The sequence below is a fragment of the Reyranella sp. genome (assembly GCF_052439685.1).
GTDB lineage: Bacteria > Pseudomonadota > Alphaproteobacteria > Reyranellales > Reyranellaceae > Reyranella.
The window spans coordinates 142,957-165,099 of the sequence record NZ_JBQVQG010000009.1 but is presented as its reverse complement, the minus strand read 5'-3'; the positions used below and the strand labels follow the sequence as shown (position 1 = coordinate 165,099).

The window sequence follows — 22,143 nt, the reverse complement described above, 5'->3', positions numbered from 1 at the left end:
GCGTAGCCGACATAATAAATCGGACGGCCCTGTCACCGTTGGTCAGCGCCTACGAGGTGACCTGCCTAGGTTCGGGCCGGGTCCTTACCATCGTGTGCGTGGACGCGGACTGCCGCCTGCAGCCCAAGCCGCGACAGGACGATGAAGGCGCGAAAGCCACGGAATCGTTCGATGGGTAGACGATTGTTTGCCACGCCGCGCCGCGACTGGCGGAGGATCGGGTTTGGCAGCGCGATGCTCGTGATCGTTCTCACGGTCATTGGTTTCGTGCTCCTTGGGGAGGGATCGGTCCGCATCGATCCCAGCGACAACAACCAGGTGGCGCTCGGCAAGCGGCTCTATGCGACGGCTTGCGCGAGTTGCCACGGAGCCGCTCTCGAGGGACAGCCGGACTGGCAGCGGCGCCTTCCCAATGGCCGGCTCCCTGCACCTCCGCATGACGCAAGTGGGCATACTTGGCATCATTCGGACACCTTCCTGATGAGCGTCACCCAGCGTGGTCCCGCAGCCTATCCGAAGGGCTATCTGACCGATATGCCAGCCTTCCGAGATTCCCTTTCGGATCGCGAGATCGCAGCGATCCTGTCTTATATCAAAAGCGAGTGGCCGAAGGACATCAGAGTTCGGCAGAACCGCCTCAATAGCGCACGATGAGGGTCTGCCGCTCCGCCGCATATAGCTGACCTTATTGGAGATCGATATTGAGAATCGATCTGGACGTGGCGGTTGGTTGCCATCACTTCACCAATCCATAGATTGCGGGATTCACGAGCAAGGTAAGCAGCGTCGAACTCGCCATCCTGCGAGCATCGGCACAGCGATGCGCTGCATGATCTCCGAACCGGTGCCCTCGTTCCACAGGATGGGCGGTAGGCCGGCGGCGATCGCCGTGGCCGTCATCTTGGGCCGCACCCGCTCGACGGCACCCTCCATGACAGCGCCATGGAGATCGGTGCGCGTGAAGGCACGGCTCTCCTCGGCACATCGGGTGCCGTCGAGCGGGGTCGGTCGCGGTGACGGCGCGGCCTGCCTTGCCCAAACACCGAGGTGACCTCGGGGAACGACTTTTTGATCTTGTTAAAGGTCTGCAGCAGCTCGGCCGACTTGGCCACCGAGAGGCCGGCAGGGTGACCGGCATATAGAACAGCGTGCCCTCGTCGAGGCTCGGCATAAACTCGACCCCGAGCCGCATTGCCGACCACGCGGTCGCGGCAAGAGCAGCCATGGCCAGTCCCACGGTGAGCACGCGCGCCCGTAAGGGGAATAGCCGGGCGGTAGAGCCAGATCAGCGCGATTCATCGGGTTGCGTCGCTCGGGCATATGTGTGGTGCGCTCAGGATACTGATGGATGAACTAAAGCGACGCCTCGCGGAACTTCCCAAAGTCAGGAGATCGTGGCCTACTGTCGTAAGATCTGTTGTGTGCTGTCCTTCGAAGCAGTCGCGATGCTGCGGAGGAGAGGGTTCCTTGTTCGCCGCCTCGAAGAAGGCTTCCCTGAGTGGAAGGCGGCGGGTCTTGCAACGGAGGCTTCAGGCGCTGATTGGCCGCGATTGAGAGTCACGCGGGCCGAGAATCGATGTCTCCGCCTCCATTCCCAGGGTGGCTCAGACAGCGCAACTGCGGAAGCCGGCCAGGACGTCATTTCGATCGGGTGTGAAGAAATTGCGATAGGCGGGTCGGGCAATTCGAGCACTTGTTGCCCAGCAGCCACCGCGCAGCACTTTGCGGCTGCCAAACCAAGGCTGCGAGTAATCCGCGTAAGGATCGGCTGAGAAGCCGTCGAACGGCAGGAAGTCTGAGGCCGTCCATTCCCAGACATTGCCGATCATCTGCCGGCAGCCGAATGAGCTGTCGCCTTCGCCAAGCGCCGCAACGTCAACCGGCCCACCATAGGCAAAATCGAGATTGGCTTTTGCAGGTGACGGCGGATCATCGCCCCACGGCCAGCGTCTGCGGGTGTTGGACAGGCGATCACCTGCAGCTTCGCCAACGGCAGCGGCTTCCCACTCGGCTTCGTTCGGAAGTCGTCTGCCGGCCCAGCGACACCACGCGCTCGCCTCGAACCAGTTGACGAATACAACAGGTGCATCGGGCTGCAGCGGCCGAGCTTCGCGATAGTGCCGCGCCGTCCAGATGCCATCGCATTTGGTTAGCCAGTAGACGGGGCGCTCGGCATTGCGCGTCTGTCGCCATGTCCAGCCGGCATCGCACCAGAACTCACGCCGATTGTAGCCACCCTCATCGACAAAGGTCGCAAACTCGCTATTGGTCACGGCGGCTCGGGCAATATGAAAGGGGGCCAACTCGACCGGATGCGCCCACTTTTCGTTGTCGAAGATGAAGCCGTCGGTTTCGGTTGAACCCAGGCGCCAGGAGCCGCCGGGGACTGCGCCATCGCCCGGCAACGCTCCAGCAGACCGCAGGGGCGCGCCGCCGAGTCCCTGGGGCGGCCCATTCGAGGAAGTCTGGCGCATGTAGCTCTGCGCCTCGACGTGCATGTCCTCATGCCGGATCGAAAGCTCGTAGAAGTAGCGGGCCTCGTCGTCGATTCCGCGACTTAGAAGCTCCTCCTGCCTTGCCAATACGTCAGCCATGTAGCGACGGGTGCCGGCGCGGTCGGGCAGGTCGAGGGTCCAGCGCGTCTTGTGCACTACATTGCTGGAATCCCAAAAAGAGTCGCTGCGCTCGATTAGCGGTGCGTCGCGCTCCGCGTGCCTTAGCGTCCAGTATTCGTGGAACCAGGCGATGTGGCCAATCTCCCAAAGCACCGGATTGACGATTTCGCGGTAGGGGCCCATCAATTCCGCCGATGATAGATCTTCCGTCAAACGCTCGGTGCGATGACGGGCCTCGCGCAGTTGCGCAATCAGGTCGGAGGCGGAAGCGCCGCTGGTCGGGCGAAGCGCGTGGTCTTTGTCCATGAGGATTGTCCTTATCACACCAGCCGGGCCGACTTCACGCACTGGCAATCGGGTCGCGGCGTCCCGATGGGCTGGCATCCTGCGAAAGCTGGGCCATTACGTTACGATGGCGCCTCGCTACGATGGCAAGCGTTTCGATCTTATGGTCGCAATCCATGCGTGGCGGGCCACCGAGTCGATCCAGCGGTTCAAGGCGCTCCATCCGGCGTGCCCGGTCGTACTGCAGCTCAGCGGTACCGATATCTACGAGTATCTGCAGTCTGATCCGGGTCCCACCCTGCGCTCGATGGAGCTGGCGGACCGGCTGATCGGCCTCAACGATCTTGTGCCGAATGTCCTTCCAAAGAGATTCAGGAGCCGGCTTCGCATCATTTTCCAGTCGGCCAAGTCACCGACGCGGGAAAGGCGGCCCAGTGCCCGCGCTGTAACGATCGCTGTCATCGGCCACCTGCGGAACGTGAAGGATCCATTACGGGCAGCCAAAGCGGTGCGTTTGCTGCCGCCAGAAAGCCGGGTCCGGGTCGAGCAGGTCGGCCGTGCGTACTCTCAGCAATGGGCGGCGAAAGCCCGAACCGAGATGAAGGCCAACAAGCGGTACCGATGGCGAGACGACGTTCCCCGCGCGTCCGTGCGCGCGCTCCTGGCCCGCAGCCACGCGATGGTGATCTCGTCGTTGAGCGAGGGCGGGGCGAATGTCATCTCGGAAGCCGTTGCAGCCCGCGTACCGGTCTTGGCTTCGCGTATGGACGGAAACGTCGGTCTGCTCGGCCGCGACTACCCGGGATACTTCCCTGTCGGGGATACAGGGGCGCTTGCGCGGCTGCTGGACAAGCTGGAGCGGGAGCCGGGTTTTGTCAGATTGCTGGAGAAGGCCATCGCCCGCCGCGCACCGCTTTTCCGGCCTGCGCGCGAGGTCGCAGCATGGGGAAGTCTGCTTGCAGAATTGATCTCGCCATCAGGCCGAGACTAGTTGGGGCGCCCCGGACGGGAGCAACTATGCCGCTGGCGCGATGCGACCGCCATTCTCGAAGGTCCTGTAGCGAAGCCACAGCGCGAGCGGGGACGGCAGCGCTGGAAAGCCGGCTACCTGAACGGCGCCGGTGCGCGGCGGCGGCGATTGCGGGCCCGATGATCTCGACGCGCAGTTCCGCAATATCTCCGTGGCGATCTGCCGAGCGCGGCCGGCGGAAAAGCGCCGATTTTCCAGATCGAGACCGCGTACCTGACGCTGATCGCTCGAGCGCGGCACTATATCTATGCCGAAAGCCAATATTTCGCGTCGCGCCGTATCGCCGAGGCGGTGGCGCAATGGCTAAGCCCCCCCCCCCCGATGGCCAGCTCTCGTTGGCAGGCGTTCATCTTCGCTTGCTATCGTCGAGGTTGGCGAATGCAACCTCTAGGTGCCCGCGTTGTTCCCCTTGATCGAGAAGGATCGAAAAGGGGTCGTCAAATGTCCTATGCGCGCCTAGCGGCAATGATTGTCGTGTCAACTCTCGTGATGTTCATATTGATGTATCTCAACACCTACGCGATCGGCCACGTCTTCTTCAGTCAGACGCGGGCCTGGATGGCTGTCGTGATGGGCGCGACGATGGCCGTGCTGATGCTCGGCTTCATGTGGAGCATGTACAAGGGCGGGGCGGCCAATGCCGTGATCGTAGTTTGCGCGACCATAGCGTTCTCGGGCGCCCTGTGGCTGGTGCGCAGTCAGGAGACGGTAGACGACGTTGCCTACATGAAGGCCATGATTCCTCATCATTCGATTGCAGTGATGACCAGCGAGCGCGCCCATATCCGGGATCCACGCGTGCGGGAGCTGGCAGATGGCATTTTGCAGACACAGGTGAAGGAAATTGCCGAGATGAAGGAACTGATTTCTGAACTGGAGCGCCAACCTCCACCGAAAAGCTCTCCGCGGCTCCCGGCGCATCGGTAGGTAGTCACCGTCAGGGCCGAGGTTCCGGCTTTAGTCGTCGAACTGCCTTACTGGGAAGCTAGTTTTCGGCTGGCATGCGTCCCACTGCGGCGTTTCTAAATCATGCCCTCTGCTAGCACACTCAGAGAAAAGAATCCCGGAACCATAAGGGTTTTCGGGCTTTCCTGACCTGCTGATGCTTCCTACGATATGGAATTCGAAACCTCAAAAGCTTAATTCTATTGGGCTTCTTAACACTCTGTTCCAGGCTGAAAGCTGTTGGGCCTTGGGATGTTTGCCATGCTCGCGCTTCTCCGTGAGATCGAAGTTGTTCGGTCTATTTGTGGTGACGGCCCCATCGGATCGGGCGAGCGACCAGCTAGCTTAGCGTCAAAGCTACTGTTCTCTCAGGCGAGGAATAAATCCGGCTGTAAAGCACTCCTAATCTGTTTGGGCCGGGGAGATCGTGAACAAGTCTTCGAAGACATAGCGAACGGCTCATCAACTCTGCCTGAGGTAGCGTGAGCACGACCACGCGATACGCGGTGTATTCAAGTACGCTCGCGCCAAGTGCTTCGCGAAACAGCCCCTGCAGCAGCGCGGCTTTCCAGCGAGTCTGCAATCCCCCGTCCGATGGCGATCAGGCCGAGAGATGAAATGAACCCGTCGCCAAGGAAATCGAGGGCGTCGGCCGTCAGCGATTGCGAGCCGGCAAGGGACCCACCGACGATTTCGATCGCGCCATATCCAACATTGAGAAGAATGAAGATCCATAGCGCGCGCTTGTAAGACGCTGACGCGCGAGAGATCCGGAGTTTCTGTCGTCGTCGCCATCTTCGCTCAGTTGGGTGAGCTGGTAAGGCCCCGCGCGTCGAACTAGGCAGACCGCGTCGGTTGTTGTCGCGCAACGTGCAGGGCCAATAGCCTGACGCCGCGCTCGATCAAGACCCTATGCTCCCGGAACGACACCGACGATCAGCAACAAAATCGCGTTGCCGAACGTGATTAAGTCTTCTCAGTGGCAAGGATGGTTTGAATTGCGGCAGAAGCCGCAAGCATGGCTCGCTTTCTGATCGGCGTGCAAACCCTTTTGAAACATCGGACAGGTTGACTCTCCGGCACTATTTCCGACGCTGGAAGCTTGTGGCAATCCGTCTCCAGTGCGCAACTTCCCATGGAGTTGCTCTTATGGCATTGTGCAGTTCATGAAAGTCGGCGTGTGGCTCCGAACGGTGCTTCCGATCCTTGCGATCGTGGGGCTTATTGCCGGCCCGTTCGTCACCATGATGAGCGTGCCGATGATGGCGGCTGCATCGACAATGTTCGAGATGCCGGACGATATGCCGTGCTGCCCGCCCGAGGAACCCGCCGTTCCGGACTGCCAAAAGGCCTGCACGTTGACGACAGCATGTATGGCGAAGTGCTATTCAATCACGCTGCTGTTTTCGGGCATGGCCTACGTTCATTGGGAGCAGAGTGAAGTTATCCGCCCCGGCAGCGACGTCGCGGGCGACGCGCTCGCGCTAGAGCCTCCCGCCCGACCTCCGCGAACCTAGTACATCGCCGGCGTTTGCACGCCGGCTCGCGCCGCTCCAGCGAGGCTCGGGCGGTTAAGAGCGCGTAGCCATAGGCCACGCAACGCCGGGCCGTGCGCACGGTGCTCCGATGCATCTGGGATTTTTGAACCATGACGACCTTTCATATCAAGCGCGCCCCGATGGCGGCGCTCATGGTCGCACTCTCCGTATCGGCTGTCTCGACGGTGCGCGCCGACATTGCCGACTATGAGTTTCGTCTCGTTCAGACGAATCTAAAGCAAGGCGATGGTGCGATGGTTTCTGTCCGGCTCGTCGACAAGCGGACGGGCGGGACAATTCCAGACGCGGTCATCTTCGCCATGCGGATCGATATGGCGCCTGACGGCATGCCGACCATGACCGCTCCGATCGAGGCCCTGCCGTCGACCGAACCCGGCATCTACCGCTTCAAAACTAACCTGACGATGGAGGGCGGCTGGCAACTCTCGCTGGGGGCCAAGATTCAAGGTGAGAGCGGCACGCTTCAGAACAAGTTGATCCTGAGGGCAGTGCCATGAAGCGGATCGTCCTCACAGGCCTCGCCTTCGCCGCCGTTGTGGCGGCGGGGATCGGAGGCAATTTGGCGGGTGTCCGGGGGCTTCCGGTGCCTGGCGTCCGCGCATGGTTCGGTGTCGAGCCTACGCTTGCGGCTGCTGAGTCGGCCGGCACCGGCATGGTGATCTATTATCAGGATCCCGACGGCAAACCCTTCTATTCGGCAACCCCGCGCCAAACCGAAGACGGCCGGGCTTTCCGTGCCGTTCGCGCCAGCGAGGACGTGAGTTTCGAGGTCAAACCGCCGGCCAGGGCTGAGGCGACCGTCCCGGCAAGCGCGCGGCGTATCCTTTATTATCGCAACCCAATGGGCCTGCCCGACACCTCGCCCAAGCCGAAAAAGGATTCCATGGGGATGGACTATATCCCCGTCTACGAGGGAGAGGACGACGGCGGCTCGGTCGTGAAGGTGTCCCCCGGCAGGCTGCAGCGCACCGGCGTCCGGTCGGAGGTGGTAGAGCGGCGCACCGTCGGCCGGCTAGTGCGGGTGCCGGGAACGGTTCAGCTCGACGAGCGTCGCATCTCGGTGGTTGCAACGCGGAGCGAGGCCTTCGTCAATGATGTGGCGAACGTGACGACAGGCGACCAAGTGACAAAGGGTCAGGTGCTCCTCCGGCTCTATTCACCTGACATCGCTGCAGCGGGCGCTCAGTTTCTCACCGATCTCAGTATCGGCGGCCGCGACGGCGCAGTCGGCGGTGCCCGCCAGCGCCTCGAAAACCTAGGGCTGTCATCTCGGGTGATTGGCGAGATCGAGCGGACGCGCAAGGTCCCACTATCGGTGACGTGGCACGCACCACGCGATGGCATTGTGCTCGAGCGCAACGTCGTCGACGGCATGAAAGCGGCGCCTGGCGAGGTGCTTTTCCGTATTGCCGACATCTCGAGTGTCTGGGTGCTTGCGGATGTGCCGGAGTTTGACTTCGGTGTCGTCCGACTTGGCGCTCCGGCGACGATTCAGGTGCGGAGCCTGCCTGGGCGCAGCTTCGAAGGGCACGTGTCGCTGATCTATCCGCAAGTGGGCGAGGCGACGCGGGCCACAAGGGTACGCATCGAGATCGCGAACCCCGGCGGCGTGCTGCTTCCCAACATGTATGCCGATGTGGAGATCGGCACCGGCGGCGTGACGCCGGTGGTCGCCGTTCCGGACGACGCCATCATCGACGCTGGCACTCGGCAGGTAGTGATCCTTGACCGGGGGGAAGGCAGATTTGAACCGCGTGTGGTCAAAGTCGGACTCCGCGGCGGTGGTTTCACCGAAATCCGCGAAGGGATTGCCGCGGGCGACCGCGTCGTCGTGGCGGCGAACTTCTTGATCGATGCTGAAAGCAATCTGAAGGCCGCGCTGCGCAGCCTGGCAACACCGGAGGCGCAGCCATGATCGCCCGTCTCATTGGATGGTCCGCCCGCAATCTTGTGCTCGTCTTCGTCGGCACGATCTTCGCTGTCGCGGCCGGTGCCTACGCGCTGAAGACGCTACCGCTCGACGCCATCCCCGACCTCTCTGACGTGCAGGTGATCGTCTTTACCGACTATCCTGGTCAAGCGCCGCAGGTCGTGGAGGACCAGGTCACCTATCCCCTCACGACGTCCATGCTGACAGTGCCGAAATCGAAGGTGGTGCGCGGCTTCTCCTTTTTCGGCGTCTCTTTCGTCTATGTGATCTTCGAGGACGGCACCGATCCCTATTGGGCGAGAAGCCGTGTGCTGGAATACCTCAATGCGGCCGCGCAGCGCCTGCCAGCTGGCGTGACGCCGACTCTTGGACCGGATGCTACCGGCGTCGGCTGGGTCTACCAGTACGCCGTTGTCGCCAAGGAGATGACACTCGCCGAACTCCGCTCGCTCCAGGATTGGGTGGTCCGCTTCGGTGCGTCCAATGCAGAGGGCGTCGCCGAGGTCGCCAGCGTCGGCGGCTTCGTGAAGCGATATTCGATCGTGGTTGATCCGAATCGGTTACGTGCGCTAGGCATTTCGCTCGATAGAGTGCGCGATGCCGTCAAGGGGAGCAATGCCGATGTCGGTGGACGCACTGTCGAGCTCTCCGAATTTGAGTTTATGGTACGCGGCCGCGGCTATCTTCGCGGCGTTGCCGACATCGAGAATGTGGTGCTGAAGACCGACCGGGGCGTACCCCTACGGGTGAGAGATGTTGCCCGTGTCGAGGTCGGACCGGACGAGCGGCGCGGCATCACCGAGCTGAACGGTGAAGGCGAGGTGGCAAGCGGCATTGTGCTGCAGCGCTTCGGTGCCAACGCGCTGAGCGTGATCGAGAACGTCAAGGCGCGGCTCATGGAGATCGGGGCGAGCCTGCCCAAGGGCGTCGAGATCGTGCCGGTCTACGACCGATCCGAGTTGATCGACCGGGCGATCGAAACGCTTATGGGCACGCTGATCGAGGAGAGCATAATCGTTGCCCTTGTCTGCGTCGTGTTCCTGCTACATGTGCGTAGCGCGCTGGTCGCCATCTTGATGCTGCCGGTCGGCATCCTGATGGCGTTCGCGGCGATGAAAGTCATCGGACTCGGGTCCAACATCATGAGTCTCGGCGGCATCGCCATCGCCATTGGTGCTATGATCGACGCGGCGATCGTGATGATCGAGAACGCTCACAAGCATTTGGAGCGTGCTCCGCCGGACAAGCCGCGTGTCGAGACCCTGATCGAGGCGGCGAGCGAGGTCGGGCCCGCACTGTTCTTCAGCTTGCTGGTCATCACGGTCTCCTTCCTGCCCATCTTCACGCTGGAATCGCAGGAAGGACGGATGTTCGGTCCGCTTGCCTTCACCAAGACGTTTGCTATGGCGGCGGCGGCACTCCTTTCGGTGACGCTGGTGCCGGCCTTGATGATCGTCTTTGTGCGCGGGCGGATCGTTCCCGAGCACCGGAACCCGATCAACCGCTTTCTGATCTGGACCTACAGGCCGATAATCCAGGGGGTTCTCAGGGCAAAGACCCTGACCATTCTCATCGCCCTCGTCTTGCTGGGCGTCACTGTCTGGCCGGCGCGGCAGCTCGGCTCCGAGTTTATGCCGAACCTCGATGAGGGAACGCTGATGTATATGCCGACAACGTTGCCTGGGATTTCCGTCACCAAGGCGGCCGAACTCCTGCAAATGCAGGATAGGATCATCAAGAGCTTTCCGGAGGTCGCCTCGGTTTACGGCAAAGCGGGGCGCGCACTCACCGCGACCGATCCGGCGCCGATCGAGATGTTCGAGACCATCATCAATCTGAAGCCGAAGGGCGAATGGCGACCGCAGGTCACGATCGACAGTCTAAAGGCGGAGATGGACGAGGCGCTGCAATTCCCTGGCGTCTCAAACGCCTGGACTATGCCGATCCGCGCTCGCATCGATATGCTCGCGACCGGCATTCGAACGCCGGTCGGCGTCAAGGTGTTCGGCCAGGATCTGGCGCAGATGGAGCAGACTGCCCGCGAGATCGAGCGGGTACTGCGGTCCGTAGCAGGGACGTCGAGCGCCTACGCGGAGCGGGTGATCGGCGGTTACTATCTCGACATCGTGCCGGATCGGGATGTGCTTGGCCGCTATAATTTGGCCATTGACGACGTTCAAAGGGTAATCGCGAGCGCTCTGGGCGCAGAGACCGTGACGACCACGGTCGAAGGTCGTGAGCGCTACAGCGTCGCGATTCGCTATCCGCGCGACTTCCGGAGCGATCCGCAGGCAATCGCTCACGATGTGCAGGTGCCGTTGCCCGGCGGCGGCACTGTGCCGCTCGGCGAGGTCGCCAAGGTGGAACTCACACGCGGCGCGACCTCGATCCGCACTGAGAACGGAAGACTCGCTGTTTATGTCTTCGTTGATATCACCGGCCGCGACCTCGGCGGCTATGTCGCCGAGGCGCAGCAAGCAGTTGCGAAGGAAGTAAAGCTGCCGTCCGGCACTTATGTCTCGTGGAGCGGTCAGTTCGAATACCTGCAGCGCGCCGAGGCGCGACTGAAGATTGTCGTGCCGGTGACGTTGCTCGTCATCTTCCTGCTGCTCTATCTCAATTTTCGAGCACTCACTGAAACACTCATCGTCATGCTGTCGCTGCCCTTCGCTTTGGTCGGCGGAATCTGGCTGATGTGGTGGCTCGGCTTCAACATGTCCGTGGCAGTAGCGGTCGGCTTTATCGCGCTCGCGGGCGTTGCCGCTGAAACCGGGGTCGTGATGCTGATGTATCTCGAACAGGCTACAGCGGAGGTGAAGGCGGAGCGAATCCGACAATGCCGGGCCTTCACTGGGGATGACCTTTATGAGGCGATCATGATCGGTGCTGTCGAGCGTGTGCGGCCGAAGATGATGACGGTCGTTGCCATCATGGCGGGTTTGGTTCCGATCCTGTGGAGCGCGGGCGCTGGGTCGGAGGTGATGCAGCGGATCGCGGTGCCGATGATCGGCGGTATGGTATCCTCGACGGTCCTTACGCTGATCGTGATTCCGGCGGTCTACGGGCTGGTGAAGGGCTGGCGACTGCCGCGAAGGGCTGCGGACGAAGACGCTACGAGCGGACTGGAACCAGCCGAACTTAAGGCTACCGCCGAATAGGCGAACGGTTCGACGAGGGCGCGGCGCCGCCGGGCATCACGCTGGACGAGATCCATCTGGGCGTCCTCCCATCGTAGAGATCCGGTTGCTTGGCATTACGCCAAGATTCTGCCAGTGCTAGCGACCTGGTCGTTGAACCATGCGGCTATCCGCGCCGTGCTCGATTTCTGGCTCTTGCCGCAAGATGATCCCAACTACGGCACGCACCGCGACGTATGGTTCAAAAGCACCGCAGAGTTCGACGCGGAGATCACCGTCAGATTTGCAACGCTGCATGCACGCGCTCTTGCGGGCGACCTCGATCATTGGATGAGTGCGGCACACGGGACGCTTGCGCTCATCATCGTGTGCGATCAATTCTCACGAAACATCTACCGAAAAACGGCCAAAGCATTCTCAGGCGATGAGAAGGCATTGGCACTCGCTCGTTTAGCGCTCCGCCGTAGTTACCCGGAGGCATTCCCGCTCGCGGCACGAACTTTTTTTTACATGCCGTTTTGCCACAGTGAACATATCGTCGACCAAGATCTGGCTTGCGAACTAGTCGCCACCATCAACAACCCGTCTGGACTGAAGGAGGTGCTCGAGCATCGAGAGGTTGTACGTGCATTTGGCCGCTTCCCGCATCGCAATGATGTGCTTGGCAGGACAACCACGCCAGAAGAGATGGAATATCTTAGGGCTGGTAAGCGCTGGGGACAGTAGCTCAATCATTCGCGCTCCCAAGTCCAGGCACGAATCTCCTGGCAGCTGTTTGTTTCAATGCTTTCGCTCTCGGACAGCGCGAGGCATGTGAACTGGAATCGCATTGGGTTTCCAGAGTGCGGGGTCGGGGGGACGGCAACGAAACGTTCTCCCCATCGCGATGAGCGCTATGAGAAGAGCAGGACGCGACGCACTTCGGCCTCGAGCCCAACGATCAGCATGTCACTGCCTAGCTGGCATTATCGGACGCGTCACTCGAGAGCGGCTGCATTCAGTTCTCGGCAGGCAGCCACCAGCGCGGTCAGCTTGCGCACGGTTATGGCGTCGCCGCCAGCGTCAACGACGCTAACCAGTTCATCCCCAATCCGGGACAGCTGGGAACGATCGCCGACTGCCGCCTCCAGCCCGGCGAATTTTCGCTGCACAACACCCTGTTGGTGCACCAGTCGGGGCCGAATAACGGTAGGGACCGGCGCATCGGCATTTCCTAAAGGCTGACGCGGGTCAAGCACGCCGGGTCCCAACGACACACCGCGTATTTGGTACACGGCGTCGACAACCATGCCACTTCGACCTCGATCCGCCGCTCGCTTGCGATTTCGATGCGGCAGCGAAGCCACGCATGATGCCTCGTACTCTAGCTATGTTCAGAACTACGCGGAACAGGTCAAGCGGCACATCGAGAAGACACGCCCGGCTGTTGGCCGGACTGAGGCGGGCAGGCGTCAGATGATGCCCAACGCATGGCTGTCAAGCGCTGGGTACGTTGGTGGGTACACTAGAAAAAGCTCTTCGGAAAAAGGACGTGATCGCAGCTAGATAGAAGAAAGTTCGATTCCGTCTCGGGGCACCACTCCACTTTATGCGCTGTCTAAGGCGTTGAAATTACAGCGCTTTTCACTCGGCCTGTTGCGTTTTTCGCGCGGCACGACCTAGCGCATGGCCTCCGCGGCCATCATGATCATGGTCGCCTCACGCGTGTAGAGTTCGGCCTGTTTCTGCGTCTCCCATCCGTAGATCGACATCAGCTGATGGACGGTGGCCTTGTTCTCGGCCGCGATCTTGGTGCCGGCCTTGCGCAGCCCATGGGCTGAGCAGTGCGGAAGTCCGACCTGATGAGGCTTCAAACAGCTGTCGAACGTGTCCGCCAGATCGGAGGAGAGGCCCCCAACCTCGTGGAACAGCCTCCAGACGATGCCCTTCGTTTCCGTCTCGGACAGAGACCACGCGTCGCCGTCCATGGCACCGTGCGCCCCACCTATTGACCTCTGCAGGAGGGGGGCACGCGCTGCGACGCAGTCTGGACCAGTCGCCCATGCGAAGGACACAAACCCCTCCAGGAGACATGTCACTTCGCGCAGCGCTTCTTCTTGACGCCTTTCCTGGATCGCCATGCCACCGTCAAGGACACTTCGGATGAGCGACAGGGTGGCGAGGCCATCGGCGACAGCGTAGCAGCGAAGATGGACGCCAGTGCCTTGGTTAACCCTTGGGGCGACAACAGGTCGTCGTCTTCATCGATCATCGGTGTAGTGGCGTCAATGATCTCCTTGATGAAAGCGGCGGCAGCGTCAGATATTCGGCGACCTCTCTAATCATTTCTTCATCGTAAGGGCCCATGCCCTTTTCGTTGCCTGCGAGGGCGGCGCCCCAGTGAGATGGCCAAAATTCGTTTCGGGTTCAGCAAGGCGTCAGCTCATTCCCATACGGCATCCAGTCGATCGATTGGAGGTTGCATGGTTGGATTGCTGCGGTTCTGGGGCTGCTCTTGGGTAGCACTGGGAACTTTGCTCTTGGGGCTCTACGACTGGAAAATCCTGCACCACTTCCCAAGGGGACCGGAACTCCTTGAGGGCATCGTCGTGCTGCCAGGTCTTCTGTTCATCGCCCTGTCGTTCCTGATCCCGTTACGGGCCGAGAAGGACTAGCTCAACATCCGGGCTTGGGGCCGTGGCATCCCTCCGTAGGGCGCTGCCCTCGGGCCTGTGGACTTAGGCTTCTTCCGGAGCTGCCGCGACGCCCGCGGCAGTGAGGATGACAATTCCTCTTTGTCCAGCAGAAGCGATCCAGTTCATTTCTGCCGCATAGCGGCGCCCTGCATCGAGCAATTCAGGCGACCATGGCGAGTGCGAGAAATGCCGAACCAGTCCCCCGGGGCTGAAGGCATGTCCGGCCTCTGTGTTCAATTGCCAGACGGCCAATCGCAAGATCTCCTTGGCTGCCGCTTCTGCTGACGGTGTGTTCACGCTGTTCGCCTTCCGAGTTGGTCGTCAGCCAAGGTAAGCAACAGTCCTCGGCGGCGATAACGCTATTGCGCCAATCAGTTTTCGCCGTCGGCTGCGTGGCAGGAGGTCGGCCCACGCGCATCGAGATGCGGGCCGATAATGTCCTGGCCAAGTTCGGTCCGCAGCATGGCCGATCTCAGCAAGAGGGCCAGGGTCGAGATGTCCCGAATGGAGGATCGTCTATGGTGGCCTTGAAGACGCTCGAGGTCCGGCTCAATGAGCGGGGCCAGATCCTCAAGCAGTTCGGCAAGGTCTGTGACGCGCTGGGCAAGGGCGGCGCCAACCGCATCATGACGATGGCGCTGAACAAGGAGGATGACGGCGGCGGCCGCACCCAGGTCCGCAAGGCGTTGCGGGAGCAGACTGGCATCTTCCCCCAAACCCACACGGCTACAGTAGCTCCAGGTCTGTGGATCTCGTCGACCTGAGCCTGCGTCAGGGGCAATTCAGAAAACGCGGGAACACTCAATCATTCTGGCCGCCATCTGGGAACTCCATGAAGACCTGGGTCTCCCGTCCAGCGCGACAATCCGGTGAGACGAACCTCGCAGTCCCGACGTCCAGGATTCTGACTTTACCCGCGCGATTGGAAGTGTTTCCTCCCAGTGCCCAGTCATTACTGGCCTCAGCGTCGCCGTTATTCAGCCCCGCTCCAGTAGGTCTTCCAAACGCTTCCGGATCGCAGTCACAGACCTTGCCTCTCGCGGGCTCGCCCGCGTGCACAGCCGTTGCAACGAATATCGCGGCCAGTGCCAGCAGCCCGATGCGCTTCATCTTCTCTCCCCGAAAGATAGGCGTGGCCCAGCCTAAGGTGGATTGAGCGGCTGTTCTCCACGGCGGTGCGAATCTGTCCCGCTTGCCGGCCTTCGGAGCATCGGCGAATCGCTTCCGGCGAACCGGCCCTGACACGGGTCAACGAACCGACGCGGATCCTTCATGGGGCGGCAACACGCCCGGCATATGGGTTTTCGCGTGGTGTCCCGGATTCGTAGCATCCTCGACCAGCGCTGGCCGTCTCTCGCTTGCTGGATGATCGTCGCCGCCGTGCTGGCCGGGGCCGCGCTCGGCCGCGAGCCGGCGGTCGCGATCTACCTCGTCAGCTTCGTCTATTACGGCCTCTACTGGTACGCCTTCGCCTGGGGCGTCGACTCGTTCGAGATCTTCAAGCGCGACGCGCTGCTGCTGAAGGCCCTGTCGGTCGGGTTGCTCGCCTTCGTCTACCTGCAGGCGCCGCCGGACTGGCTCTCCCTCGGCACGATCGCCCTCGGCATTCTGCTGAACGCCCGCGCCGCCGCGGTGCTGGGGATCGACCGGACCTACTACGGCCACGAGCTGGCCGGGTTGCCCGCGCGGCGGGTCACGGAATTTCCCTATTCCCTGATGTCCCACCCGATGATCGTCGGAAACGTGATGGCCTTCGGCGGCACCCTGCTCAACCCGGCGTTCCGCGCCGCGTGGTGGCCACTCGCCGCGCTGCACGTCGCGTTGAACATCGGCCTGCTCGCGATGGAGCGGGGGGGAACGCGCCGCCGGCCGGTCCTCCGGCTGGTGGGACTCCTCGTCCTCGCGGTCACGGCGGCGGCCGGATCGGTCGCCGCGGTCGACGCCATCGCTTCGAGCCATCTCAGCCAGGAACCCTCGTGACCGACATTCTCGACACCACCGCTCCCGGCACCACGCGGGGCACCGCCTCGACCCTGTTTCCCGCCACGCTCGGCCGCTTCGAGACGCAAGACGATCGCGCCCTGATCGACGGCCTGTCGCGGTGGGTCGAGGATCATTTTCGCGAGGAGTTCGGCCAGCGGCCCTCCTGCCACGTCTATGTCGAGACGCTGCCCGCGGAGATCGTCGCGCTGATCGACCGGCTGCGCGATAGCCCGGTCATCCGCGGGCTGATCGTGCGGCAGGTTCCAGCCGGCAGCGGCTTCGAGCCGATGAAGCACACCGACGAACTCTACATCTCGCACTACAACAAGGATCGCGGCGGCGACCAGGGCCTGTTCGACAGGCACTATGACGGCAACCTGCGATTTCTCTCGTCGAGCATGGTCGTGCGGGCGCTGATCTATCTCCAGTCCGACGCAAGCTACAAGGTGGTGTTCGGCGACAGCCGGGTCGAGAAGGCCTTCACCACCTACGAGTTCGGCCTGCTCGACTTCCATCGCGAATTGCACTGGGTCGAGGGCAGCTACACGCCGGGCGCGCCGCAGCGCATCCTGCTCAAGTGCAACTACCTCGTGACCCTGCCGGGCGCCGGCGTCCGCGGCCGGTTCGCGCTGGCTGCCAACACGGCCGTCTTCTACGTGGTCAAGGCGGCGATGGAATACTCCAAGAGCCCGCGCACGCCCGCGCAGAAGGCGGTGGGCCATCTCTGCAACCTGTTCCGCCGTCTCAACATCGTTCACCCGCTGGTGCCGCTCGCGGCGATTGCCGCGAGCGCGATCGGCGTCGCCGCCCTCGGATATTTCACCGTCAACCTGTAGCGCCCCCTCCCAAACGAAGGAAAACGCCATGACCGGACTCCTGCACGAGTTGAAGGTCCAGCGATGGGACGACCATCGCTATTACCATCACAGCAAGGTCAACCAGTCGCTGCACCTCCTGAGCGCGACCAGCTTCCTGTTCGCCTATGTCGTCGCCTTCACCGATCCGGCCCTGGCGGCGCTGATCGGCTGGCTGGTCGCGATGACGACCCGCCAGGTTGGCCACCTGTTCTTCGAGCCGCGCGGCTACGATGCCGTCAACCAGGCGACGGACGAATACAAGGAGGAGATCAAGGTCGGCTACAATATCAAGCGCAAGCTGGTGCTGCTCGCGATCTGGGCGGCGTCGCCGCTGCTGCTGGTGGTCGATCCGACCCTGCTGGGCGTCTTCACGCCGCACGCCGACTGGACTGGATTTGTGACCCATGTGGGCGAGCTGTGGCTGGTCGTCGGCTTGGCCGGCATCGCCTTCCGCGCCCTGCAGCTGTTCGTGACCAAGGATCTGACCACTGGCCTGGTCTGGGTGACCAAGATCGCCACCGACCCGTTCCACGACATCAAGCTCTATCACCGCGCGCCGTGGGAGCTCCTGACCGGCCGCCACAGCCGCCACACGCCGGAGACCGTCGCGGCTCCCATCCTGCCGGCCAACCTGCACGACGAAATCCTGCACGAGGTCATGCCCGAGCTGCCCGCCGCCGTCGTCGAGGACGCCGTCGCCCCGGCCTCAAAGGGTGGCGTCTAGGGGCTGCGGTCCGGCCAGGCGCTCCTTGCGGCGCCGTCCCGGTAAGCCCATCAGATGCGACGCCATCTCGCGCAGGATGCGCCGCTTGATCGCGCGGTCGGTGGTCAGCGCCCCCGGCTCCCACCAACCGTCGCGCTGCATCGCTTCGGCCGCCGTCACGAAGCGATCGGCCACCGCCTGGAACTGCTCCTCGGTGAAGTTGAGGCTGAAGATCAGGCGCCCCGTGCCCACCCAGCTCAGCGCAAGGCCATGGGCCTTGAGGTAGTACTGGAACATCCAGTGGTAGCGCGAGGCGATCGGGTAGCAGACCGTCCAGATGGACGAGAGATGCCTGATGCGCACCGGCAGGTGCCGCTCGGCCAGCCGGCGGTTGAGATCGGATGCCCGCCGGTCCCAGGTCTCGTCGAGGTCGCGATAAACTTGCTTCATCCCGGGGGAGTCGAGGTGCAGCAGGAATTCGTTCATCGCCCCCATCACATAGGGATGGGCGTTGAAGGTGCCGCGCGCGAAGCAGATGTCGGCAGGGCGATCATCGCGGAACCGCTTCATCAGCCGGTGGTCGCCGCACACGACGCCGATCGGAAAACCGCCGCCCACCGTCTTGCCGTAGGTCACGAGGTCGGCCTCGACGCCGAAATAGCCCTGGGCGCCGCCGGCCGCGAGCCGGAAGCCGACGAAGACTTCGTCGAGGATGAGGACGATGCCGCGCTCCGTGCAGACCTGGCGCAGGGCCTTCAGCCAGGCGGCATAGTTTTCTCGGCTGACGCCGCGGTCGGGCCGGCTGGCGATCAAGGTGGAATCGGCGGGTGCGCCCTGGTTGGGATGCATGGCCTGGATCGGGTTGACCAGCACGCAGGCGATGTCGGTGCGGCGGCGCAACACGGCGAGGCTCTTCTCCGAGAGATCGGCCAAGGTGTAGGTATCGTGCGCGACCACCGGATTGCCGACGCCGGGCTGTACGTCGCCCCACCAGCCATTGTAGGCGCCGCAGAAGCGCACGAGATGGGAACGGCCGGTGTGGTAGCGCGCCAGCCGTACGGCCTGCATCACCGCTTCCGTGCCCGACATGTGGAACGACACTTCCGGCTTGCCCGAGATACGCGCGAGTCTCCGCGCATTGTCGGCCACGAGATCGGGATAGGCCCCGAGCACAGGACCCAGTCCGGCGACGCGGCGGGCGCCGCGTTCCATGCAGCCCTTGTAGAAGTCGTAGCCCAGCAGGTTGACTCCGTAGGAGCCGCTGAGGTCGTAGCGCGCCGTGCCGTCGAGGTCAGTGACCTGGACGCCCTCGGACGAGGCGACGAAGGCGCCGGCCGGCAGCGCCGCGCGAACGAGCGGGCTGAACTGGAACGGGACCCGGTAGCTTTCGGTGAACTGCAGGTCGGAGATGTGGCGCGTCGCCTCCGAGGTCAGCTGCAGCATGCGGCCATCGTCCGACCGCAAGGTCTTCGCCAGCGCCTCGAAGCCGGCTTTGCGGCGGGCGGCGACGGCTTCGCTCGCATCGTCGGCGCGGAAGAACAGGTCGCCTTCATAGACGTAGCGCGGGACCAGGCCGGCGATCCGCCTCGACATCCGTGCATGGCCGGCGAGGGAGCGATGCTTGGCCCGCGAGAGCTGCAGGCGGCCGCGCAGCCTCGGTCCCAGCAGCCCCAGCGCCAACACTCCCGCGGCCAGCACCGCGAGGGTCTCACCATCCATCAGGTTCATCATCCAGCGTCCCCGGAGTTTTCGACGTGGCCAAAAGCGTGCAGTCGCAACTGCTGAAGGTCCTCCAGCAGGAGGACATCAATTTCCTGCTGACCAACCGCATCCCGCGCCGGCTCGCGACGCGCTGGATGGGCTGGTTCAGCCGCATCGAGAGCCCGGCCCTGGCCCGCGCCGCGATCGCGGTCTGGCGCCTGTTCACCGATCTCGATCTCGCCGAGGCGAAGGAGCAGTCCTTTGCGAGCCTGCGCGACTGCTTCACGCGCGAGCTGCGCGCCGGCGCCCGGCCGCTCGACGGCGATCCTTCGGTGATGATCAGTCCCTGCGACGGCATCGTCGGGGCGTGCGGCGCCGTTCGGGGGACCGAGCTGTTCCAGACCAAGGGTTTCCCGTACCGGCTCGAGGATCTGCTGATTGATCCGGGCCTCGTCGAGACCTGTCGCGACGGCACCTATGTCACGCTGCGTCTGACCTCGAGCATGTATCATCGCTTCCACGCGCCGCACGACGCGACGGTCGAGCGCGTGACCTACGTGTCGGGCGACACCTGGAACGTGAACCCGATCGCGCTCAGGCGGGTCGAACGCCTGTTCTGCCGCAACGAGCGCGCCGTACTGCGGCTTCGCCTCGCCGCAGGTGGCCACCCCGTAACGCTGGTGCCGGTCGCGGCGATCCTGGTCGCCGGTATCCGGCTGCACTTCCTCGACGTGGTGATGAACATGAACTATCGCGGTGCGGCCGACATCGCCTGTTCGACGCGCGTGCGACGCGGCGACGAGCTGGGCTGGTTCGAGCACGGTTCCACGATCATCGTCTTCGCCCCGCGCGGCTTTCGCCTGTGCGACGGCATCGCCGACGGCACGAAGATCCGGATGGGCCAGCGCCTGATGGTTCTGCCCTGATGCGACCGGGGAGCGGGAGGCGGACACTCCCTTTCCAATGCAACAGTCGCGTTGCCGTCTCGTGAGGCCGGCATGTCAGTTCGGTGACCGGCCATTCCGGCATCATGCTATGGAGGCGCATGGCCGACAAACAGGAAGCTCCCTCCTTCATCGCCGTTGCCCAGCAGATTCGCGACGCTCTGAACCATGTCGAGGCGGTCGCGGAGAAGCCCGAGGCGCGTCAGTCCGACCTGCTGGCGCAGGCGGTTGCCCATCTTCGAGACGGCAACCTTTCGCTGGCCCAGGATGCCGCATTCCGGGCCTGCCGCCGTTCGCTGTCCCTCGGCAGGACGACGATGGTCGCCCTCGGTGGCGGGTCGGCGGTGACGGTAGACGACATAAGAGCCGACCTCTATCGGCTGCTCGCCGAAGCCCCGCCCTGGATGCTCGACTCGATGCTCTAGGAGTGACAGAGGGCGGTCAGGACGGAGATACGCACGAACCTTTGGTCCGGCCGAGCGTTACACCTGGCGGGAGACGCGCCTGCCGGGAGTTCAATGCCGATCTATATGGACATCGTACCGCTCGACCGGGTCGTGGTCATCGTCGCCCGCGGCCACGTGGGCGCCGACGAGATTGCCGAATGCACCCGGAAGCTCATCGAGGCGAACGTGCCCGGTTACGCGAAGATCATCGACGTTACAGGCTCGGCGTCGAGCCTGACCAGGGAACAGGTCAACGACATCGCGGCGATGCTCCGGGGCGGGCGCGATGCGGCCGCGCGCGGTCCCGTCGCTTTCGTTGTGGATCCCGCACGCAACGGGTTCGCCGACAGCTTCGCCGAAGCCACCGGGAGCGATCGGCCCACGCGACTGTTCAGGAGTCTCCACGAGGCTCGGAGGTGGTTGAAGGAGAATCTTCCGGGGTCACCCGGGCGCGCAGAGCCCGGACACTGATAAGGGCCGGCGCCGGCTTTTCAGCGCCAGCGATCGCTGCTCATCGCTTCGCCCGTGCTCGTGCAACAAGTGAGATGAGGTCGTCGACGGTGATCAGCCTGTCGGCATCGGTGTCGGGGATTTCAACGCCGAAGACATCCTCGATCGCCATCACCAACTCGACGAAATCGAGGCTGGTCGCGCCGAGGTCGGCGACCAGGGCGGCGCTCCCGATGGCGCGGTCGGGCGAAATGCCCAGGATGGTGCCCACGATCTGCCGCACCTGGGCCGGGAGCGTATCCAGTCCAGGGGGAAGGGGAGAGGTGGTCTCGGTGCCGGGGGTCATCTGGTCGACCTCATGTTGATCTGGCCATCGCAGCCGGGCGATGGGGCGGGCCGGGATTCACCGACGGTGACCCGGCGCAGGGTGATCGGCGCGTCGGGGATGAGCAGGATCGATTTGTCGATCATGGCAGGGTTCCCTCGAAAGGAGACTCACGCCGGCGGTGGACCGGGCGGTGGCTCGCGTGGCGGTGCCGTGGGGGGCGGCGGCGGTCGCCGGGAGCCGGGAGGCGGTTCGCGTGGAGCTTTGTTCGGAGGCCTCGGGATGCTCGCCATCGAAGGTCAGCCGCGTCGCGCGCGCGCCAAAGCGGAAGAGACCACGAAATCCGCGGCGGTCGCGGGAGGAGAGTCGGACGGATCGTACCAGTGATTCACGCATGCTCCTCGGTGAGGGCGGGAGCACATACATCTCTCAGCCATTGCACGCCGGATATTCGAACAATGGTGCCATTTTTTATACCATCGCGAGGGGGGCGTCACGGAGGGATCCGTGAACAGCCACGCCCGGGCGAGCAGCTTCGCCCGGCGGGGTGTGACGCTC

The 22,143-nt window shown here is 63.2% G+C and carries 24 protein-coding genes and 2 pseudogenes; 17 read left to right on the top strand and 9 right to left on the bottom strand.

Translation table 11 applies throughout. The annotated features are described in order from the left end of the window. Positions 1-171 precede the first annotated feature (171 nt). Positions 172-654 (top strand): c-type cytochrome, encoded by a 483-nt coding sequence (locus tag ACT6UX_RS14525; protein WP_444775865.1) that lies wholly within the window; start codon positions 172-174, stop codon positions 652-654. An 82-nt stretch (positions 655-736) separates the two neighbouring features. Here ACT6UX_RS14525 and ACT6UX_RS14520 read toward each other — a convergent pair. The 3 genes and pseudogenes from ACT6UX_RS14520 to senA all read right to left on the bottom strand — a co-directional run. Further along, positions 737-984, bottom strand: a pseudogene (locus tag ACT6UX_RS14520) (efflux RND transporter permease subunit); the annotation flags it as partial. A 13-nt stretch (positions 985-997) separates the two neighbouring features. Continuing rightward, positions 998-1,320 (bottom strand): annotated as a pseudogene (locus tag ACT6UX_RS14515) (efflux RND transporter permease subunit); the annotation flags it as partial. A 284-nt stretch (positions 1,321-1,604) separates the two neighbouring features. Further along, positions 1,605-2,921, bottom strand: a complete 1,317-nt coding sequence (gene senA / locus ACT6UX_RS14510) for a selenoneine synthase SenA (protein ID WP_444775864.1) — start codon at positions 2,919-2,921, stop codon at positions 1,605-1,607. Between senA and senB the strand changes: the two genes are divergently transcribed. The 8 genes from senB to ACT6UX_RS14470 all read left to right on the top strand — a co-directional run bounded on the left by senB (position 2,920) and on the right by ACT6UX_RS14470 (position 12,718). Next, positions 2,920-3,891, top strand: coding sequence for a selenoneine biosynthesis selenosugar synthase SenB (gene senB / locus ACT6UX_RS14505; protein ID WP_444775863.1), 972 nt, complete (start codon positions 2,920-2,922; stop codon positions 3,889-3,891). The genes senA and senB overlap by 2 nt on opposite strands. A gap of 480 nt (positions 3,892-4,371) precedes the next feature. After that, complete coding sequence (locus ACT6UX_RS14500; RefSeq protein WP_444775862.1) at positions 4,372-4,857, top strand: DUF305 domain-containing protein; 486 nt, start codon at positions 4,372-4,374, stop codon at positions 4,855-4,857. Positions 4,858-6,041: 1,184 nt separating this feature from the next. After that, positions 6,042-6,392: a hypothetical protein gene (locus ACT6UX_RS14495; protein ID WP_444775861.1), complete on the top strand. Its 351-nt coding sequence runs from the start codon at positions 6,042-6,044 to the stop codon at positions 6,390-6,392. A gap of 131 nt (positions 6,393-6,523) precedes the next feature. Further along, positions 6,524-6,931: a FixH family protein gene (locus ACT6UX_RS14490; protein WP_444775860.1), complete on the top strand. Its 408-nt coding sequence runs from the start codon at positions 6,524-6,526 to the stop codon at positions 6,929-6,931. Further along, entirely contained in the window at positions 6,928-8,349 is a 1,422-nt protein-coding gene (locus tag ACT6UX_RS14485) for an efflux RND transporter periplasmic adaptor subunit (protein ID WP_444775859.1), read from the top strand. The genes ACT6UX_RS14490 and ACT6UX_RS14485 overlap by 4 nt, the downstream gene beginning before the upstream one ends. Continuing rightward, on the top strand, positions 8,346-11,522 hold the full coding sequence (locus ACT6UX_RS14480) for an efflux RND transporter permease subunit (protein WP_444775858.1): 3,177 nt from the start codon (positions 8,346-8,348) through the stop codon (positions 11,520-11,522). Before ACT6UX_RS14485 ends, ACT6UX_RS14480 begins: the two co-directional genes overlap by 4 nt. A 114-nt stretch (positions 11,523-11,636) precedes the next feature. Further along, the gene (locus tag ACT6UX_RS14475) at positions 11,637-12,227 is read left to right on the top strand and encodes a DUF924 family protein (RefSeq protein WP_444775857.1); all 591 of its coding nucleotides are present in this window, start codon (positions 11,637-11,639) and stop codon (positions 12,225-12,227) included. 233 nt (positions 12,228-12,460) lie between these two features. Beyond that, the gene (locus tag ACT6UX_RS14470; protein ID WP_444775896.1) at positions 12,461-12,718 is read left to right on the top strand and encodes a phytanoyl-CoA dioxygenase family protein; all 258 of its coding nucleotides are present in this window, start codon (positions 12,461-12,463) and stop codon (positions 12,716-12,718) included. Positions 12,719-13,159: 441 nt separating this feature from the next. Here ACT6UX_RS14470 and ACT6UX_RS14465 read toward each other — a convergent pair whose 3' ends face one another. After that, positions 13,160-13,468, bottom strand: a complete 309-nt coding sequence (locus tag ACT6UX_RS14465; RefSeq protein WP_444775856.1) for a hypothetical protein — start codon at positions 13,466-13,468, stop codon at positions 13,160-13,162. A 495-nt stretch (positions 13,469-13,963) separates the two neighbouring features. Here ACT6UX_RS14465 and ACT6UX_RS14460 point away from each other — a divergent pair, with 495 nt between their 5' ends. Further along, positions 13,964-14,155, top strand: a complete 192-nt coding sequence (locus ACT6UX_RS14460; protein ID WP_444775855.1) for a hypothetical protein — start codon at positions 13,964-13,966, stop codon at positions 14,153-14,155. 63 nt (positions 14,156-14,218) lie between these two features. Here ACT6UX_RS14460 and ACT6UX_RS14455 read toward each other — a convergent pair whose 3' ends face one another. Further along, positions 14,219-14,473: a hypothetical protein gene (locus tag ACT6UX_RS14455; protein WP_444775854.1), complete on the bottom strand. Its 255-nt coding sequence runs from the start codon at positions 14,471-14,473 to the stop codon at positions 14,219-14,221. 221 nt (positions 14,474-14,694) lie between these two features. Here ACT6UX_RS14455 and ACT6UX_RS14450 point away from each other — a divergent pair, with 221 nt between their 5' ends. Then, positions 14,695-14,940 carry a hypothetical protein gene (locus ACT6UX_RS14450; RefSeq protein WP_444775853.1) on the top strand — a complete coding sequence of 82 codons (246 nt, stop codon included), beginning with the start codon at positions 14,695-14,697 and terminating at the stop codon, positions 14,938-14,940. A gap of 37 nt (positions 14,941-14,977) precedes the next feature. Here ACT6UX_RS14450 and ACT6UX_RS14445 read toward each other — a convergent pair whose 3' ends face one another. Next, positions 14,978-15,286 (bottom strand): hypothetical protein, encoded by a 309-nt coding sequence (locus tag ACT6UX_RS14445; RefSeq protein ID WP_444775852.1) that lies wholly within the window; start codon positions 15,284-15,286, stop codon positions 14,978-14,980. Positions 15,287-15,487: 201 nt separating this feature from the next. Between ACT6UX_RS14445 and ACT6UX_RS14440 the strand changes: the two genes are divergently transcribed. From ACT6UX_RS14440 to ACT6UX_RS14430, 3 genes are read left to right on the top strand one after another with little or no spacing between them, the layout of a single operon-like run. Further along, a complete protein-coding gene (locus tag ACT6UX_RS14440) occupies positions 15,488-16,156 on the top strand; it encodes a methyltransferase (protein ID WP_444775851.1) in 669 nt (222 codons plus the stop codon). Further along, positions 16,153-16,995: a hypothetical protein gene (locus ACT6UX_RS14435; RefSeq protein WP_444775850.1), complete on the top strand. Its 843-nt coding sequence runs from the start codon at positions 16,153-16,155 to the stop codon at positions 16,993-16,995. The genes ACT6UX_RS14440 and ACT6UX_RS14435 overlap by 4 nt, the downstream gene beginning before the upstream one ends. A gap of 28 nt (positions 16,996-17,023) precedes the next feature. Beyond that, the gene (locus ACT6UX_RS14430; RefSeq protein WP_444775849.1) at positions 17,024-17,740 is read left to right on the top strand and encodes a hypothetical protein; all 717 of its coding nucleotides are present in this window, start codon (positions 17,024-17,026) and stop codon (positions 17,738-17,740) included. Here the strand turns inward: ACT6UX_RS14430 and ACT6UX_RS14425 are convergent. Next, positions 17,723-19,438 (bottom strand): aminotransferase class III-fold pyridoxal phosphate-dependent enzyme, encoded by a 1,716-nt coding sequence (locus tag ACT6UX_RS14425; RefSeq protein ID WP_444775848.1) that lies wholly within the window; start codon positions 19,436-19,438, stop codon positions 17,723-17,725. The two genes, ACT6UX_RS14430 and ACT6UX_RS14425, sit on opposite strands and share 18 nt — an antisense overlap. A gap of 35 nt (positions 19,439-19,473) precedes the next feature. Here ACT6UX_RS14425 and asd point away from each other — a divergent pair, with 35 nt between their 5' ends. The 3 genes from asd (at position 19,474) to ACT6UX_RS14410 (ending at position 21,281) form a co-directional block, all read left to right on the top strand. Continuing rightward, entirely contained in the window at positions 19,474-20,346 is an 873-nt protein-coding gene (gene asd / locus ACT6UX_RS14420; RefSeq protein ID WP_444775847.1) for an archaetidylserine decarboxylase, read from the top strand. Positions 20,347-20,465: 119 nt separating this feature from the next. Next, positions 20,466-20,789 (top strand): hypothetical protein, encoded by a 324-nt coding sequence (locus ACT6UX_RS14415; protein ID WP_444775846.1) that lies wholly within the window; start codon positions 20,466-20,468, stop codon positions 20,787-20,789. A gap of 105 nt (positions 20,790-20,894) precedes the next feature. Then, positions 20,895-21,281, top strand: coding sequence for a hypothetical protein (locus tag ACT6UX_RS14410; protein WP_444775845.1), 387 nt, complete (start codon positions 20,895-20,897; stop codon positions 21,279-21,281). 40 nt (positions 21,282-21,321) lie between these two features. Here the strand turns inward: ACT6UX_RS14410 and ACT6UX_RS14405 are convergent, their stop codons facing one another. Further along, entirely contained in the window at positions 21,322-21,606 is a 285-nt protein-coding gene (locus ACT6UX_RS14405) for an acyl carrier protein (protein ID WP_444775844.1), read from the bottom strand. Further along, a complete protein-coding gene (locus tag ACT6UX_RS14400) occupies positions 21,603-21,731 on the bottom strand; it encodes a hypothetical protein (RefSeq protein WP_444775843.1) in 129 nt (42 codons plus the stop codon). Before ACT6UX_RS14400 ends, ACT6UX_RS14405 begins: the two co-directional genes overlap by 4 nt. Positions 21,732-22,143: the final 412 nt, after the last annotated feature.

Bases quoted from the DNA above. Each gene is read 5' to 3' on its own strand.
- ACT6UX_RS14525 (WP_444775865.1), top strand. From the start codon at position 172: ATGGGTAGACGATTGTTTGCCACGCCGCGCCGCGACTGGCGGAGGATC.
- ACT6UX_RS14400 (WP_444775843.1), bottom strand. From the start codon at position 21,731: ATGATCGACAAATCGATCCTGCTCATCCCCGACGCGCCGATCACCCTG.
- ACT6UX_RS14485 (WP_444775859.1), top strand. From the start codon at position 6,928: ATGAAGCGGATCGTCCTCACAGGCCTCGCCTTCGCCGCCGTTGTGGCG.
- ACT6UX_RS14415 (WP_444775846.1), top strand. From the start codon at position 20,466: ATGGCCGACAAACAGGAAGCTCCCTCCTTCATCGCCGTTGCCCAGCAG.
- ACT6UX_RS14500 (WP_444775862.1), top strand. From the start codon at position 4,372: ATGTCCTATGCGCGCCTAGCGGCAATGATTGTCGTGTCAACTCTCGTG.
- ACT6UX_RS14490 (WP_444775860.1), top strand. From the start codon at position 6,524: ATGACGACCTTTCATATCAAGCGCGCCCCGATGGCGGCGCTCATGGTC.
- ACT6UX_RS14495 (WP_444775861.1), top strand. From the start codon at position 6,042: ATGAAAGTCGGCGTGTGGCTCCGAACGGTGCTTCCGATCCTTGCGATC.
- ACT6UX_RS14410 (WP_444775845.1), top strand. From the start codon at position 20,895: ATGGACATCGTACCGCTCGACCGGGTCGTGGTCATCGTCGCCCGCGGC.
- ACT6UX_RS14460 (WP_444775855.1), top strand. From the start codon at position 13,964: ATGGTTGGATTGCTGCGGTTCTGGGGCTGCTCTTGGGTAGCACTGGGA.
- ACT6UX_RS14480 (WP_444775858.1), top strand. From the start codon at position 8,346: ATGATCGCCCGTCTCATTGGATGGTCCGCCCGCAATCTTGTGCTCGTC.
- senA (WP_444775864.1), bottom strand. From the start codon at position 2,921: ATGGACAAAGACCACGCGCTTCGCCCGACCAGCGGCGCTTCCGCCTCC.
- senB (WP_444775863.1), top strand. From the start codon at position 2,920: ATGAGGATTGTCCTTATCACACCAGCCGGGCCGACTTCACGCACTGGC.
- ACT6UX_RS14465 (WP_444775856.1), bottom strand. From the start codon at position 13,468: ATGGACGGCGACGCGTGGTCTCTGTCCGAGACGGAAACGAAGGGCATC.
- ACT6UX_RS14450 (WP_444775853.1), top strand. From the start codon at position 14,695: ATGGTGGCCTTGAAGACGCTCGAGGTCCGGCTCAATGAGCGGGGCCAG.
- ACT6UX_RS14425 (WP_444775848.1), bottom strand. From the start codon at position 19,438: ATGGATGGTGAGACCCTCGCGGTGCTGGCCGCGGGAGTGTTGGCGCTG.
- ACT6UX_RS14445 (WP_444775852.1), bottom strand. From the start codon at position 15,286: ATGAAGCGCATCGGGCTGCTGGCACTGGCCGCGATATTCGTTGCAACG.
- ACT6UX_RS14405 (WP_444775844.1), bottom strand. From the start codon at position 21,606: ATGACCCCCGGCACCGAGACCACCTCTCCCCTTCCCCCTGGACTGGAT.
- ACT6UX_RS14430 (WP_444775849.1), top strand. From the start codon at position 17,024: ATGACCGGACTCCTGCACGAGTTGAAGGTCCAGCGATGGGACGACCAT.